The organism is Pseudaminobacter soli (ex Li et al. 2025) (assembly GCF_003012705.1).
Lineage (GTDB): Bacteria > Pseudomonadota > Alphaproteobacteria > Rhizobiales > Rhizobiaceae > Pseudaminobacter > Pseudaminobacter soli.
The window spans coordinates 40,272-55,932 of sequence record NZ_PXYL01000015.1; the positions used below are offsets into that span (position 1 = coordinate 40,272).

General features: G+C 62.2%; 9 protein-coding genes. 4 read left to right on the forward strand and 5 right to left on the reverse strand.

Annotated elements, in window-relative coordinates; translation table 11 throughout:
* Window positions 1-52: 52 nt before the first annotated feature.
* The 4 genes from C7I85_RS22950 to C7I85_RS22965 form a co-directional block, all read right to left on the reverse strand.
* Complete coding sequence (locus C7I85_RS22950; RefSeq protein WP_106726352.1) at window positions 53-490, reverse strand: TetR/AcrR family transcriptional regulator; 438 nt, start codon at window positions 488-490, stop codon at window positions 53-55.
* Complete coding sequence (locus C7I85_RS22955; protein ID WP_106726353.1) at window positions 487-3,633, reverse strand: efflux RND transporter permease subunit; 3,147 nt, start codon at window positions 3,631-3,633, stop codon at window positions 487-489. Before C7I85_RS22955 ends, C7I85_RS22950 begins: the two co-directional genes overlap by 4 nt.
* Before the next feature lie 11 nt (window positions 3,634-3,644).
* On the reverse strand, window positions 3,645-4,859 hold the full coding sequence (locus C7I85_RS22960) for an efflux RND transporter periplasmic adaptor subunit (RefSeq protein ID WP_106726354.1): 1,215 nt from the start codon (window positions 4,857-4,859) through the stop codon (window positions 3,645-3,647).
* An 82-nt stretch (window positions 4,860-4,941) separates the two neighbouring features.
* Window positions 4,942-5,529, reverse strand: coding sequence for a TetR/AcrR family transcriptional regulator (locus C7I85_RS22965; protein ID WP_106726355.1), 588 nt, complete (start codon window positions 5,527-5,529; stop codon window positions 4,942-4,944).
* 326 nt (window positions 5,530-5,855) lie between these two features.
* Here C7I85_RS22965 and C7I85_RS22970 point away from each other — a divergent pair, with 326 nt between their 5' ends.
* A complete protein-coding gene (locus C7I85_RS22970) occupies window positions 5,856-6,149 on the forward strand; it encodes a hypothetical protein (RefSeq protein WP_181257295.1) in 294 nt (97 codons plus the stop codon).
* Window positions 6,150-6,262: 113 nt separating this feature from the next.
* Here C7I85_RS22970 and C7I85_RS22975 read toward each other — a convergent pair whose 3' ends face one another.
* Window positions 6,263-11,248, reverse strand: a complete 4,986-nt coding sequence (locus C7I85_RS22975) for a putative Ig domain-containing protein (RefSeq protein WP_146148926.1) — start codon at window positions 11,246-11,248, stop codon at window positions 6,263-6,265.
* 669 nt (window positions 11,249-11,917) lie between these two features.
* Between C7I85_RS22975 and C7I85_RS22980 the strand changes: the two genes are divergently transcribed.
* Genes C7I85_RS22980 through C7I85_RS22990 form a run of 3 tightly spaced genes read left to right on the forward strand, consistent with a single transcriptional unit; the run spans window position 11,918 to window position 15,409 of the window.
* A complete protein-coding gene (locus tag C7I85_RS22980) occupies window positions 11,918-13,027 on the forward strand; it encodes a PspA/IM30 family protein (RefSeq protein ID WP_106726357.1) in 1,110 nt (369 codons plus the stop codon).
* 3 nt (window positions 13,028-13,030) lie between these two features.
* The gene (locus C7I85_RS22985) at window positions 13,031-13,645 is read left to right on the forward strand and encodes an OB-fold-containig protein (RefSeq protein WP_106726358.1); all 615 of its coding nucleotides are present in this window, start codon (window positions 13,031-13,033) and stop codon (window positions 13,643-13,645) included.
* A gap of 54 nt (window positions 13,646-13,699) precedes the next feature.
* Window positions 13,700-15,409, forward strand: coding sequence for a flotillin family protein (locus C7I85_RS22990; protein WP_106726359.1), 1,710 nt, complete (start codon window positions 13,700-13,702; stop codon window positions 15,407-15,409).
* The last annotated feature ends 252 nt before the right edge of the window (window positions 15,410-15,661 follow it).

Genomic DNA, 15,661 nt, shown 5'->3' on the forward strand with positions numbered 1-15,661 from the left:
CTGCCTCTCGACTTCGAGTCTGCGACAGAGCTTTCCCCAGCCATCCCGGCCCTCAGGTATCGCGCAGACTAATCCGGCAGGCAAGGCCGCTCGCCAAAGCCAGCTGTGCCGTCCGCTGCTCCGGGCCGGCAAGATCGGATCTCTGAATGTCGAGCTTTGTGCTGATCGTCTCAAGCAGCAATGTATCCTCTGCGGCCGCAATAAGTGCGGCGACGGCGAGGGGATCGACTTCGATGCCCGCGAGATGCGGATCACTTGCAGCGTCGGCGAAGTGCTTCAGCATCGCCCGGATCAGGTCCTTCTTGGTCGCGAAGTGATGGAGCAACCCACCCTTACTGATGCCGGCCTGTCGGGCAATGGCATCCAGGGTGACTTTGCCGAAGCCATTTTCCAACGCAACCCAAATGGCCGCGTCGAACAGGCGCTCCTTGAGTTCGCGACGTCGCGCCGCGGCAGTCTGCGCGATCGTCGGCCGGCCGGGATCAATCATTCCGCGGGTGCCCCAACTGTCTCGGGCGTATCCTCGCCTGCGTGCAGGTCCGGCTTTCCGCGCCCGAACAGCGACGCGATGAAGACGAAGAAGACCGGTACAAAGAAGATGGCAAGAATGGTCGCCGAGATCATCCCGCCCAGCACGCCGGTGCCAATGGCGTTCTGGCTGGCGGCACTTGCACCGGTGGCGATCGCCAACGGCACAACTCCCAGGCTGAAGGCCAGCGACGTCATGATGATCGGCCGGAAGCGGAGCTTGGCCGCCTCGACCGTTGCATCGATGAGGGACATCCCCTCCTTGCGCAGGTCCTTGGCGAACTCGATGATCAGGATCGCGTTCTTGGCGGAGAGCCCGATAATGGCGATCAGCCCAACCTTGAAGTAGACGTCATTCGGCATCCCCATGAACATTACAGCGAGCACCGAGCCCAGCACTCCTAGTGGCACGACGAGGATCACGGACACCGGGATCGACCAGCTCTCGTAGAGCGCCGCAAGGAGCAGAAACACGAACAAGATGCTGAGCACGATAAGCGCGGGAGCCTGCGAGCCCGACTGGATTTCCTGAAGTGATTGGCCCGTCCATTCATAGCCAAAGCCGGCTGGCAATTCATCCGCCAGGCGCTCCATCTCCTCGATCGCAGCTCCCGATGAGTAACCGGGCGCCGCCTGGCCGGTGACGCGTGCAGCGGGATAGCCGTTGTAGCCGACGACCTGTGCGGCCCCCTTTTGCCACTCGACGCTGGCGAAGGAGGACAACGGAACCATGCCGCCATGGGCGTTTCGCACGTTGAGGTTCAAGAGGTCTTCGGTCTGCATGCGACGCCCCGTATCGGATTGCACCGTCACGCGCTGCATCCTGCCGGCATTCGGGAAGTCGTTGACATAGGCAGAGCCCAAATTGGTCGAGATCGTCGAATTGATGTCGGCGAAGGTAACACCGAACGTGTTCGCCTTTTCGCGATCGATCACGAGATTGACCTGGGCAGCGTCGGGCATGCCTTCGACGCGCACGCCGGTGATGACCTTGCTCTTGGTGGCAGCCGCGACCAACTGGTCACGCGCGGCAGCAAGGGCTACCTGCCCCCGGCCCGACCTGTCCTGGAGGCGGAAGTTAAAGCCGTTGGACGTGCCAAGGCCCTGGATCGGCGGTGGCGACAGCGCGAAGGAAATCGCATCCTTCATTCGGGACAGCGCGCCATTGGCCCGGCTGGCTATGGCAGCTGCCGAGTTCTGCTTATCGCGCTTGCTCCAGTCGTCCAGCGTAATGAAGGCCAGGCCGGCATTTTGGCCCGCGCCCGAGAAGCTGAACCCGTTGATGACGATCATGCGGTCAACCGCCTCCTCGCCCATGAAGATCGTCTCGACATTCTCGGCAATCGTCCGCGTGCGGTTGCTGCTCGATTCCGGCGGCCCCTGAATATCGACGATCAGGTAGCCCTGGTCCTCATTGGGCAGGAAGGACGTGGGGAGTTGGAGAAAGCACCAGCCAAGGCCGACCAGCAGCGCCAGGTAGATGACCATGAAGCGGCCCGCACGTTTGACGACCCAGCCAACGCTGGACGTATAGCTTCGAGTTGTCCGGTCGAAGCCGCGGTTGAACCAGCCAAAGAAACCCTTCTTCTCGTGGTGGCCCTTGCCGATCGGCTTCAGGAAGCTGGCACAGAGCGCGGGTGTCAGCGACAGCGCCAGGAAGCCGGAGAACAGGATCGACACGACCATCGTCAGGCTGAACTGCCGGTAGATGACCCCAACGGCCCCCGGGAAGAACGCCATGGGCACAAAGACTGCCGTCAGAACCAGCGTGATGCCGATGATCGCGCCAGCGATCTGCTTCATCGCCTTGCGCGTCGCTTCCCTTGGCGACAAGCCTTCTTCCGCCATGATGCGCTCAACATTCTCGACCACGACAATGGCATCGTCGACCAGAATGCCGATCGCCAGCACCATTGCAAACATCGTCAGGACGTTGATCGAGAACCCCGTGGTCAGCATGACGGCGCAGGTACCAAGAAGCGCCACCGGAACGACCAGTGTCGGGATCACCGTGTAGCGGAAGTTCTGCAGGAACAGGAACATCACGGCAAAAACGAGCACCATCGCCTCAAGAAGCGTGTGGATGACCTTCTCGATCGACACCTTTACGAACGGCGACGTGTCATAGGGGATGGCGTATTCCAGACCGTCGGGGAAGAAGCGGGACAGTTCCTCCATCTGCGCTCGGACAGCTTCGGATGTCGCCAATGCGTTGCCCGTGGGCGACAGCTGCACCGCGATCGCTGCGCTCGGCTTCCCGTTCAGTCTGGTGGAGAAGTTGTAATTTTCGGCGCCGGCCTCAATGCGCGCCACGTCCGACAAACGGACCGACGAGCCATCGGGATTGGCGCGCAGCACGATCGATCCGAATTCTTCGGCCGATGTAAGCTGCCCCTTCACAAGCACGGTGGCCGAGATCTGCTGCGTGATCGGGTTGGGATCCGCCCCGATGCGGCCAGCTGCAACCTGCGCGTTCTGCGACCGGATCGCATTGGTAATATCGTCCGACGTGAGGTTCAGGCCGACCATCTTGTCAGGGTCGATCCAGATGCGCATGGCGCGAGGCGTCGCGAACAGCTGTGCACGGCCGACACCGTCGATACGCCGGATTTCACTGAGCACGTTACGGTTCAGATAGTCGCCAAGACCGACGACGTCGAGTGAGCCGTCGGTCGACGTGAGCGCCACCATCATCAGGAAGCCGCTTCTGGCCTCCTCAACCCGAATACCCACCTGCTTGACGACCTGCGGCAAGCGTGGCTCGACGCGGCGGACTGCATTCTGCACGTCGATGGAAGCCTGACCGCTGTCGGTCCCTGGGGCAAAGGTCGCCGTGATGGTGGCCATGCCGGAGGAATCGGACGTCGATTCGAAATAGAGGAGCCCGGCGACGCCGTTCAGCTCTTCTTCGATCGGCCGGGTGACGCTTTGATAGATGTCTTCAGGTGCGGCACCGGCATAAGTCGCGTTGATGGAGACCTGGGGTGGTGCCACGTTCGGATATTGCGCGACCGGCAGGAACGGAATCGCGATGATGCCGGCGAGCATGATGAAGATCGCGACGACCCAAGCGAAAATGGGCCGGTCGATGAAAAACTGGGGCATCTTGATTATCCTTAGCCGGCCGTGGGCTTGCTTCCAGGCTCCTCCGAGCCGGCTCCGCCAGCCGCTGGCCTATCCTGGGGCTTCCATAGCTGGGCGGCCACCGCAGCACCCGGCCGGACCTTCTGGAAGCCCTCAACGATGACCTTGTCGCCTGCTTTGAGGCCGTCTTCGACGACCCAACGGTCACCGGCCACGCGTCCGACCTGAACCGTGCGGAGTTCGGCCAGTTTCTTGTCGTTGACCACATAGACTTGCGAACGTCCGCCCGCATCACGCTGGATCGCCTGTTGCGGGATCGCGATGGCATCTTTCTGGATACCCTGCTCGATAAGCACGCGGACAAACATCCCCGGCAGCAAATCCCCTTCGGGATTGGGAAACTCGCCACGAAGTGTCACCTGTCCGGTGGTGGCGTCCACCGCCGACTCTAGGAACAGGAGTTTGCCGGGATGCTTATACTCGCTACCGTCATCCAGCCGAAGCATCACGCGAGCGGCACCCGCCCCGGCATTCGTCAATGCGCCGTTTTCGAGCGCGCGCCGAAGCTGGAGAAGCTCGTTCGCAGACTGCGTGAAATCGGCATAGACCGGATCGATCTGCTGTATGGTGGCAAGGCTTTCGGGACCATTGGCGCTGACGAGCGCGCCCTCCGTGACATTGGCGCGGCCGATGCGCCCGGAGATGGGCGCCTTGATCTCAGCGTAGCCCAGATTGAGTTGCGCCGTCGCAAGGCCCGCGGTCGCAATCGCCACATCGGCGTCTGCCTGTGCGAGCGCCGCAACCGCGTTGTCGAGTTGCTGGCCGCTGGAAACGTTACGTTCGCGCAGTTCGCTTTGGCGCCCGGCCTGCTGGCGCGCCTGAAGCTGTACGGCCTGCGCCCGCTGCAGCGTTGCCTCGGCGCTCGCTACCTGTGCCTGAAACAGCGCCGGGTCGATACGGTAGAGAACGTCGCCTTCCATCACCATACTTCCCTGTTCGAACACCCGTTCCAGCACGATGCCCGAGACCCGCGGCCGCACCTCGGCAATGCGGGTTGGGGTAATGCGCCCTGGCAACTCGTTCAGAATGGGGAGGGCTTCCGGAACCACCTCGATCACGCTCACTGCCGATGGCGGGGGAGAGGCTGGCGGTGCATCAGCTGAACTTTTGGCGTCGCTGCAAGCGGAGAGAAGGGCGAGGAGGCCGATGGCCGCTGTGAGCCTCAGCAGCAAGGAAAGAATACGCATGCAAAAATCCAGGAAAAGTTGACGATTGCCGGAACGGCGAGCGATGACCGTAGCGATGTGGTCTGACGGCGGCTGCGGTTGATCAAGCGCCAGTCGGGGCGTCGACGGCTTGGGAGTGCAAATGCTCAGCGTCGACCAGCCAGCGGATGTCGCGCAAAATGTCCGCGCGTTCGGCATCCGACCAGGGATGCAAATTGTGCAGTTCGAGTCTCTTGATCCCCTCGAGAGCCAGAAACGCGAGAATGGCACCGCGAGGGTTTTCCGCCGTTTCCGTGACCGAGGCGATCATCCGTGTATAGACCGCTTCGACGATGCTTCGCGCCTCGGCATCCTGGGCAAGAGCGGCGACCATATTGACTGCAACGGCGCGCACATCGTCGCGATGCCGTTCGGCTGCTGCTGAAATGAGGCCGTTTATTGCAGCGCTCGGAGCCGAACCAAATGGCGCTGTCATCGCCTGGATCCGCGCTTCTTCGTTTTCCATACGCCGCCGGATAAAGGCATTGATGAGTTGTTGCTTGGATTTGTAGTCGTAGATAACGCTCGCTTTGCTGATCCCGGCCTCGACCGCGACTGCATCAAGTGTCAGATGCGCGGCGCCGTCGCGGACAACCACGCGCTCCGCCGCATCTAAAATGTCGCCCTGCTCAATTACCCTTGGACGCGCCATATCTTAACGCCTGCACTGCCTTTAATTAATTTCCGACCGGTTGGTTATTATAAGCGCGGCAGAATGGTCAATTCACCAAATCGTGTTCGGTGTAGGGTGACGTCGTGCCTGTATGGCGTCCGCTTGGCTGTGATCTTGCGTGCTGACGGAGTTTTGCGGTGCAGTGCAATAATGTCTCTGGCCTGCTTGTGCGGCACGATATGACCAGGTTCTGTCGCAAACCCGAAAATCGTGGGCGCGCACTGGCCCGAACTGGAAGAGCCCGATGCAAACTCAGTACATTCCTTGCGGCATCAGAAGAGTCGCCTCCCCTCCTGCACCCGGCCATGGCGCAACCCTATCGCTTCCGCATCCAACAGCTCTACAAGAAGCTACAGAGCGCTGCAGAGGGCGCCCGGATGGAGGCCGCCGACGTCATCCGCTCCTTGGTTGAGGACATCGTGCTGACGCCGGTCGACGGTGAGGTCGAGATCGACGTTCGGGGCGATCGCGCTGGAATCCTCATGATTTCGGCGAAACGCAAAAACCCCGCAGCGGGCGCTACGGGGTCGCAAGTAAAGATGGGTGCGGGGGCTCGCAACCACCGATACCGACATTTGCTCCAGATCGCAGTTCAATGACGGATAGCTCCAAGCTTCGCCCGAAACAGCGCAACATTCAGGTAAGCTCAGAAGCTGGCCCAACTCCGACCTTTGCGCCGCCCTGTTCACTCTCCGGCATCAAACTCTGCCCCTTAGAAACGTTCGCTAATCCTGAGACGGATTTGATGCGGCTGCATCCCGTTTTGCCCGACTGACGTCCCATATTCGGCCCCTACCGTAAGATCTGGGCCAACTTTGATGTCCGTCCCCAGGCTGAAAGTTGCAAAATCACTTCCGGTGCCAAGAGTCTTCAGGTCGTAGCTTGTCGAAGGTATGTCCGCGTAGCCCAGAGTCACCGCACTGTTCCCAGCAAAATCGTGACCGTATTCAACTCGGGCGTGAGGCTCCAGGCTGCCCCAGTCCGTGTCGATCTTATAGGCGAGCCTTAGACCGAGGAACCCCGTAAACGTGTCGATCGATTGCGATCCATAGCGCAGATCAGCCCAACCCGCTCCATTCTCCGTGAAAGGATCCAGCACCGATCGGGAGGCAGTGAAGCGCCCGTAAGGCGAGATCAGCAAGCCATCGTTGATGTATTCATAACCGGCTGTCAGCGAGCCGAAATACTGATGACCGTCACGCGATCCATAGGCGAAGCTTTCGACGTCGGTCGCAAACCGTCGGGAATCGAAGTTCAGTTCACCGTATCCGACCAAGCCATCGACGAAAATCTGTGGCGTTGGGTGGTAGCTGCCGTAAAGTGCGACGCTGTATGCACTGGCATCGGTCTGCGTTCCACTATCGCCTATCCGGCCCCGATCGCTACCATAGCCGAAGCCAATGCCGGCGGTGAAGGACTGGCTGAAACGATAGTCAATGCCCGCGCTGACGCCGACCGTGGTGTAGTCGAACTTTTGACCCGATGCTCCGAAGTCCATTGATCCGAAATTGACGAAGCCCCCTGTCCAGACGGCAGCGGCGCCGTCCCCAAACGGTGAGCACCGGTCAGAGCTGCTGTCACCGGCTCTGGCTGTTTGGTCCGACTTGGCTTTACCCTTACGCGCCTGCGGATTCTCGCTTGCAACGGCGGAAATCTGGCCCGCAGTGTCGTCCTGCCGGTCTTGGGACGCGTGTCGGCTGTCGCTGATCGCCAATCCCCATTGGTTTTGCAGGCAGTCTCCGCCGTGAAGCTGTTCCAGGTGGTCGTTGAAGTTGGACATCTGCGTCGCGGCGAACCGCTTGGCGGCCTCTGTCTGGGCATTCACCAACCCGGTCACGTCCGCGTCCTTGGAAGGGTCCTTGCGCGGCGTCACAATGAACGTCACCGTTCCAGCTGGTGAGGAGCCGTAGGAATTGCTAAGCGTGAATGTGGCGACCGCAGTACCTGTAAAATCGGGGGCGGCGGTGAATTTCAGCTTGTAATGCCCCGCCTCAACTATTTCGGCGACGACCATCTCAGAGACTGCAGCCGTATCGCCTAGAGTAATAGTCGCAGTTCCGGCGGAAGACGGCGAAAGCGATATCAGCCGAGCGCCGGTGAACGGACCACCTGTGGCACCTTGTGTCAGATCGACTGTTGCCGAGGTGCCGGTAACGACGGTGCCGGTGGTGGAGACGACCGTGATCCCCGGACCGGAAACGGTCAGGCTGTAGGTGATCGAACCTGTCGCGGAATTAGCGTCTGTGGCGGTGATCGTAAAATTGCTCGATCCCGCCCCATTCGGCGTGCCGCTGAGCTTGCCGGTCGACCCGTCGAAAGACAGCCCATCCGGAAGCGCCCCTCCGGTGACGGCGTAGCTGTAGGGCGCGGTTCCCTCCGCTGCGACAATCATCTGACTATAGGTGTTGCCCACGATGGCGTTGGGAAGGCTTGCCGGCATGAAGGTCAGCGTTGGCAGATCAACCGTCAGCATGAAGCTGTTGCTCGCGCTGGCGTTATTGACGTCGATTATCGTCACGGTGAAGGTCGTTTCCGTCAGCGTGGCGGTCGGCACACCAGTGATCTGGCCGGTCGAGGTACTGAACGATAGCCCGGCGGGAAGCGACGGCGAGATATTGTAGGTCAAGGGTCCCCTGCCACCGGAACCGGTGACCGGCGTGAAGGCGGTTGCGGCATGGCCGAGCGTCAGTGTGGTCGAAGAGGCGGTTTGCGTAGCGGTTACCGCCCCATTGACCGTCAGGCTGAAGGTTGCGCTCGCTGTGGCGTCGTTGATGTCCGTTACCGTAACCGTGAAGTCAGTGGCTGGCAGCGTCGCTGTCGGCAAGCCGGAGACTTCGCCCGTGCTCGCATTGAAAGACAGTCCCGCAGGCAGCGACGGTGCGATGCCGTAAGAGAGCGTTCCGGTCCCGCCTCCACCTGTAACCGGAGTGAATGCCGCGGCGGCGTGGTCGGCCGTCAACGTCGTGGAAGCCACGCTCTGGGTTGCGCTCAGCGCTCCGTTCACTACCAGGGCGAAACTCGTGCTGGCAGTGGCACCATTACCGTCGGTTACCGTTACGGTAAAGGTCGTTCCTGTTAGCGTGACGGTCGGCGTACCAGTGACTTGGCCGGTCGACGTATCGAACGACAGCCCAGCCGGCAGCGATGGCGACACCGTGTATGACAGTATTCCTGTGCCGCCCGAGCCCTTGACCGGCGTGAAGGCGGTTGCGGCATGGTTGGCGGTCAACGTCGTCGCCGAAACCATCGTGGTCACGGTGACGGCGGCGTTCACCGTCAGGCTGAACGTGGCTGTCGCCGTCGCGCTGTTGGCGTCGGTCACCGTGACCGTGTGGATCGCCGCGACGGAGGCCCCACTCGGAACACCTGAAACAACACCGCTGACCGCATCGAAGCTCATCCCGGCGGGTAGCGACGGCGACACGCTGTATGAAAGCGGCGCGGTTCCGCCGCCGCCGGTGACCGGGGTAAACGGTGTCGCCGCGTGGTCGGCTGTCAACATCGTCGAAGCCATGGTCTGCGTCGCGGCAAGAGGGCCGTTGACCGCAAGATTGAAGGTCGCTGTGGCGCTGGCGCCGTTGGTGTCGGAAATGGTCACGGTGAAGACGCTCGCACCAACACTCGCGATCGGCCTACCCGAGACCGTTCCATTGCTCACATTGAAGCTCAAGCCAGCAGGTAGCGAGGGCGACACCACGTAGGACAGCGCACCTGTGCCGCCTGAACCTGTCACCGGCGTAAATGCCGACGTCGTGTGGTTGGCTGTCAGGGTTGCCGACGACACGGATTGGGTCGCCGTGACGGCGGCGTTAACCGTTAGGCTGAACGTGGCTGTCGCCGTCGCACTGTTGGTGTCGGTCGCCGTGACCGTGTAGATCGCCGCGTCGGAGGCGGCACTTGGAGTACCAGAAACGGTTCCGTTGACCGTGTCGAAGCTCAAGCCAGTCGGCAGCGACGGCGACACGCTGTATGAAAGCGGCGCGGTTCCGCCACCGCCAGTCACAGGCGTGAACGAGGTCGCCGCCTTGTTCTGTGTCAATGCGACCGAGGCGATGGCTTGCGTGGCTCTCACGGCGGGGTTGACCGCCAAGCTGAAGGTGTTGCTCGCAGTCGCGCCGTTCGTATCGGTTACCGTGACAGTGTAAGCCGCCGCGACGCTGGCTGCGGTCGGCGTGCCCGAAACCGTTCCATTGCCCGTATCTAAGCTCAAGCCAGCCGGTAGCGACGGTGAGATGGAATAGGCCAATGCAGCAGTGCCGCCGCCACCGATGACCGGCGCGAACGACGACACCGCCTTGTTCTGCGTCAGCGTGACCGAAGCGATGGCTTGCGCAGCCGTGACCGCCGGATTGACCGTCAGGCTGAAATTCGCGGTCGCAGTGGCGCTATTGGCATCGGTCACGGTCACGGTGAAACTGGACGCTGTCTGGGCAACAGTCGGTGTTCCCGTGATGACACCAGTGCCCCCCATGCTCAGGCCGGCTGGCAAACTTGGCGCGACGCTGTAGCTAAGGGGTGCGATGCCGCCCGACCCCGTGACAGGCATGAACGCGGTAACGGCGCGTCCCTGCGTGAGCGACGTGGCGGCGATTGCCGTCGTCGCGGTCGGGTTAGCGATATAGGTGAACTGATCCGCTGCCGAGGTCGCCGATGTGCCACCGGCGGTGGTGACGGTGACGTCAATCGTCCCGGTGCCAGCCGGCGCAGTCGCCGTGATCTGGGTCGACGAATTGAAGGCATAGCCGGCGGCATTCGTCGTGCCGAATTTCACGGTTGTGGCGCTCGTGAAATTCGTGCCGGTGATTATCACCGAGGTCCCGCCCTCGGCCGGTCCCGCTTGCGGCGAAATGGAGGTCACAACCGGCGCGACGAGATAACTGAACCGATCCCAAGCCGAAGTCGCCGATGTGCCACCGGCAGTAGTGACGGTAACGTCCACCGTGCCCACGCTGCCCGCCGGCGCAGTCGCCGTGATCTGGGTCGACGAATTGACGGTATAGCTGGTGGCATTCGTCGCGCCGAATTTCACGGCAGTGGCGCCCGTGAAATTCGTGCCGGTGATCGTCACCACCGTCCCGCCCGTCGCTGGCCCGGAAGTCGGCGAGATCGACGTCACCGTCGGCACAGGCAGATTAACGGTGATGGTGAAGGCGGTGTTTGCCGGTGAGCCATTGCAACCATTGCCAACCGAGCAACCCAACGAGTACCAGAGCTGGATCGTATCGGATGCTGACGCCGACGGCATCGAGAGAAGCTTGATGTCGTATTCCGGGAACCCTTCGAGCACGGGGCCGTCGTTCGGTATCGGCGTGATCGTGTAGGCGGCCTTCGACGTCTGCGCTAGGTAAGAGTCGGTTACGACCATAGACTGGCCGGACATTGGAAGGCTCAGCGTGTTAGCCCCCTGCACGCCGTAAAGCCCCCACTGGACAGCTTTGTCGGTCACACAAAGCCTGATCGTATCGCCGACACTGGTGAACGTAACCGTTCCAAAGAAGCCTGATGTGGCGGTCGCGTCACAAGCAGCGTTCGCCGCGGCGGCCATACCGAACAGCAAGCCGCCGACGAGAAGGCCAAGCCGCATGAGGCGGCAGGTGACTTCGCGCCAACACGAACAGGCGCACTCAGTCCCGACCGCACGATATTTGGTATGCTTACCCGCAAACCGGCGAAGAATTCCCGCCACAAGCAACAACAATGTGAATGTGTCCCTATGCCCACACTATGGCTGCTCTAACCAGCCGACTCCCCGATACGTCAATGACGTCGTGTATCGTTATTCATTTCTAATCGGCATGCCTGCCACGGAAAGGAGCGGTGACATGAGGTCAGAGCGGTAGAGAGAAACAGCGTCAAGACGGCCGAATGTCTCGCTCGCACCCGAGCCTATGCTAAGCCCAATCATCTACTGTTTTCACTTTAGCCCCCCGGCCGGCGTTGTTGACAATACGCCGTCCCAACCCTTTACGCCGACAATAACTTCCGCGCATAGCTCTCCATATCTTGGCCGGTGCGAGGCGTCCAAGTCCCCACTATCAACGGGCGTGCCGAAAATCACAGTTTCCTGAAACAACGGCGTGAAAAGTTGCTCTGCCTGCAAAATAGGTAACATTCTGCGCAAAACTGAGCCCTCCCTGCGGGCCCGAAGCGAGCCGCGAATAGGCCGATCTTCCGGTTGGATAGCAGTTTGATACGAGATCGCTCCAAATTTCCCCGGTTTACTTGCTCGCAACGCGCCTACAGACTTACAGCCATTCGAACCACTTCGGGCGCACCAGTAACTCCAAGAAATCCACAATCACCATGAGAGTGATTGGGCTTGAAAATACTTAAATCACCGATTAAGTGATTGCGTAGAGGAATTTGCGTGAAGACTGCGCACTACAAACTGATCTTGGACGATGTAGGCCGGCGCGACATCGCGGCCACTTTCGCCGCCTATGCAGAGATGCACGCGATCCTCGATCGGACGAAGACAGAGAAGCGGACCAACACCTTCGAACTTCAGCGGCTGGCCTACGAGCCGATCCGCGGCGGGACCGGCTTACCTGCCAGGCTGGTCACCAATGGTATCCGTGAATACGCGGCGGGCACGTGGTCCGCCGACCGGCTTCCGCTGGACGACAAGCTCATGTCGTTCAAGGGCGTGGACAAGGTGTCCGTCGCCACGATCGAGGGGCGCGTGTTCGCCGGCTTCCTGGCCACCGGTTACAGCGAGAGCCACGAGAAACGCCAGCTGTCCTACCTCATTCGGGAGAACGGCAGTTATTCACTCACCGTCCCGCTGTCGCGGGACATGCAGCAGAGGGAGATCAAAGGCATGCAGAGCGAATCCATTTCCGGGCGCGTTTCGCGCCTCGCCGCCGGGCTGGTCACGACCGTCATCGACGGGCTGGAGCGCAAGGCGCCAGAGGCCGTGGCCGAACAGGCGATCCGCGAGATCGACAGGGCGGCGGACGAGCTGAAATCCGGTCTCGCCGCGCTGATGGCAGAGCGCAAGCGCTATACGCTACAGAGGAACGATCTCACCGCCGAACGCGACGGGCTCGATCAGAATATCCGCATCGCCCTGCAGGAAGACCGCGAGGACCTAGCCCGTGCCGGCATTGGCCGGCAGGATGACATCGACGCGCAGGTCGCCTCGATCGACAAGCTCATCCATGACGTCGATGTGCGCATCGACGAGGCGCGCGGCGCGCTGAGCGCGGCCGCCGCCGCCCGGCGCGATGCCGAGGAGCGGGTGAAAATCGCTCGCCGGGCTCGCGAGAATAAGGCCGGCCAGGAGGGGCTGGCCATTCGCCACCCGGCGCCGGAAGACCGGATCGCTGCCGCCCTGGCCAGTGTCGAACGTCTCACGGACCTGCCTGCCGGCAAGGCGCGCGAGACCCATCTCGCCGAACTCGAGGAGTTCGGCCGCCGCCGGCGCATCGAAGACCGGCTGGCGGCCCTGCGCAATGAACTCAAGGGCAAGGAGTGATGGATGACGGGCTTTCTCGGTGCCCCGGCTCTCTACCTCTATCCGTTGTTGGCAGGCCTGCTGCTGGGCGTTCTGCAGATCGTCCTCTTCATCGTCGGCGCGGCCCAGGTGGGGCACGGCGCGGGCGGCGGCGTGGCCGACATGTTCGAAGGCTCGCATCTCGGCGAGGTCTTTGACTGGCTGAACTTCGGCCGCGTGCCGTTCTCCGTCCTCGCCATGCTGCTGCTGGTGGTCTTCGGCGCGGCCGGCATCGCGCTGTTCCAGCTCCTGCCTAGCCTTCCGATCTGGAGCTATGCGATTGCAGCGGCGCCGGCGAGCGTGCTGGTCACCCAATATGTCGGCGGCTGGATCGCGCGTGTGCTGCCGCAAGATGAGAGCTACGCCGTCAACCACGAACAGCTCATCGGCCGGCGCGGCGTTGTCACGCTCGGGCCGCTGGACGACGGACCGCCCGGCAGCGTGCGAGTCCGTGACGAACACGGTGAACTGCACACCATCCGGGCGCGGCCGGCGGACGCCGGTGGGCGGATCGACAAGGGCGCCGAGGTGGTGGTCGTCGAGGCAGCTCCTCAGCCGGGCCGCATCTATCTCGTCATGCCATTCGAAGAGGAGGGCTAGGTCGGGGAGGACCCCGCACCGACGACCCAAATCATTCGAAACAAGGAGTGGGACATGGACAGCATTATACAATTTCTGATCTGGGCGGGCATCGTCATCTTCACGATCGCCGTCATCGGCTTCATCTTTGGCCGGCTCTACCAACGCGCCGAGCGCGACGAGGCCTTCGTGCGCACCGGCGTTGGTGGCCGCCGCGTCGTCAAGGATGGGGGCGCCATCATCCTCCCCATCGTCCACGCGCTGGCCAAGGTGAAGCTCAACACCGTCAAGCTCGTGGTGGACCGCCGGCGCGAGGACGCGTTCATCACGTCCGACCGCATGCGCGTCGACATTCGCGCCGAATTCTACGTCCGTGTCGACGGCACGGATGATGGTATCGGCCTTGCCGCGCAAACCCTTGGCGACCGGGTCAACGACCCCAAGGCGATTCAGGATCTCGTCGAGGCCAAGCTGGTCGACGCGCTGCGCTCGGTCGCCGCGCGCAACACGCTCGACCAGTTGCACGAGAACCGCTCGGACTTCGTCAAGGCGGTGCAGGATGCCGTCGAGACGGACCTGCGCTCCAACGGTTTGGAACTGGAATCGGTCAGCCTCACCGGGCTCGACCAGACGCCGCGCGAGTTCTTCAATGAGACCAATGCCTTCGACGCCGTGGGCCTCGCCAAGCTCACCAGCATCACCGAGCAGCGCCGCAAGGAGCGCAACGAGATCACGCGGCTGACCGAGGTCGCGATTGCCGAGCAGGACCTCAACGCCTCGCGCGAGAAATTCGCGCTCAAGCGTCAGGAGGAGGAGGCTCGTCTCGAGCAGGAACGCGACATCGCCTCCAAGCAGGCCGCGACCCGATCCGAGATGGCCAAGGCCGAGGAAACCGCCAAGCTGGCCGAGCAGTCGGCGCAGATCGAGCGCGAGCGGGAGATCGCCGAGCACGCCGCCGAGGCGTCCCGCGCCAAGGAAGAGGCCCGTATCAACTCCGAGCGCGACGTGGAGCTGAGCCGCCAGAACATGGCGGTCGCGATTGCCAAGAAGAGCGAGGAGACGTCCCGCGCCGAGGCGAAGGCCCGCGAGGCCGAGGCGCTGAGCGTGGCCGCGCAGGAAAAGGTGCAGACCGCCCGCGACCGCGAAATCGCCGACCGTAATCGCCAGATTGCGGTTCTACAGGCTCAGGAGGCGGCCGAGTCCGAGGCGGTTTCGGTCACCGTTGGCGCCAGTGCCGAAAAGGCAGCGGCGGAAGATCGCGCCGCGGCCGTACTGGTCGAGGCGCGTGCACATGCCGAAGCCATGAAGGTCCGCGCCGAGGGCCTGGTCGCCGAGGGCGAGGCCGATGCCGCCAACATCCGCGCCCGCAACGAGGCACGCAACACGCTGTCGGACAAGATGATCCAGCTGGAGCTCACCCAGGCCCGCATCACCATGCTGCCGGAGGCGCTGAAAGCCCTGATGGAGCCCGCCAGCCGCATCGACAGCATCCGCGTCTTCGACACGGCCGGCTTCACCGGCGGCCGCTCGGCAGACGCGGGTGGCCGCTCGGGCCCCGGCGACCTGGCCGACCAGTTGCTGCGTTTCACCGGCAACAAGCCGCTCATCGACGCGCTTTTGGCTGAGGCGGGCATCGCCGGTGCCGGCGGTTCCCTGAAGGACCTTGTTACCGCAAGGCCCGAGGAGGTGATCGCCGAGGAAATCGATGAAGAGGAAGAAGCCCCCGACGTGGAGCAACTGGCTTTGCAGTCGCAGCCCTCGGCCGAACCTTCGAAGCCAAACTGACCCGGTTCGCCGCAATTTTCACGGGTGCGGTGACCAGCCGCGCCCGTTTCATATGCTCCATGCAGTCCCTGCGTATTGGGGAAATCAGTCAAGCTACCCTTACATTCCCGGAGGAACTGTGGCTGGTTCTGATAGTCATTCTTTGCTCCATCGTACACATATCCTGGACGTAGCTATCAGATGAACGGGGCATTTACCGCTGCGATTACTAGGCACCGTAAACCGGATTCTATGGATGTATTGAGGCCGCCG

Coding starts and splice junctions, on each gene's coding strand:
- C7I85_RS22950 (WP_106726352.1), bottom strand. CDS start 490: ATGATTGATCCCGGCCGGCCGACGATCGCGCAGACTGCCGCGGCGCGA.
- C7I85_RS22960 (WP_106726354.1), bottom strand. CDS start 4,859: ATGCGTATTCTTTCCTTGCTGCTGAGGCTCACAGCGGCCATCGGCCTC.
- C7I85_RS22965 (WP_106726355.1), bottom strand. CDS start 5,529: ATGGCGCGTCCAAGGGTAATTGAGCAGGGCGACATTTTAGATGCGGCG.
- C7I85_RS22970 (WP_181257295.1), top strand. CDS start 5,856: ATGGCGCAACCCTATCGCTTCCGCATCCAACAGCTCTACAAGAAGCTA.
- C7I85_RS22985 (WP_106726358.1), top strand. CDS start 13,031: ATGACGGGCTTTCTCGGTGCCCCGGCTCTCTACCTCTATCCGTTGTTG.
- C7I85_RS22990 (WP_106726359.1), top strand. CDS start 13,700: ATGGACAGCATTATACAATTTCTGATCTGGGCGGGCATCGTCATCTTC.
- C7I85_RS22955 (WP_106726353.1), bottom strand. CDS start 3,633: ATGCCCCAGTTTTTCATCGACCGGCCCATTTTCGCTTGGGTCGTCGCG.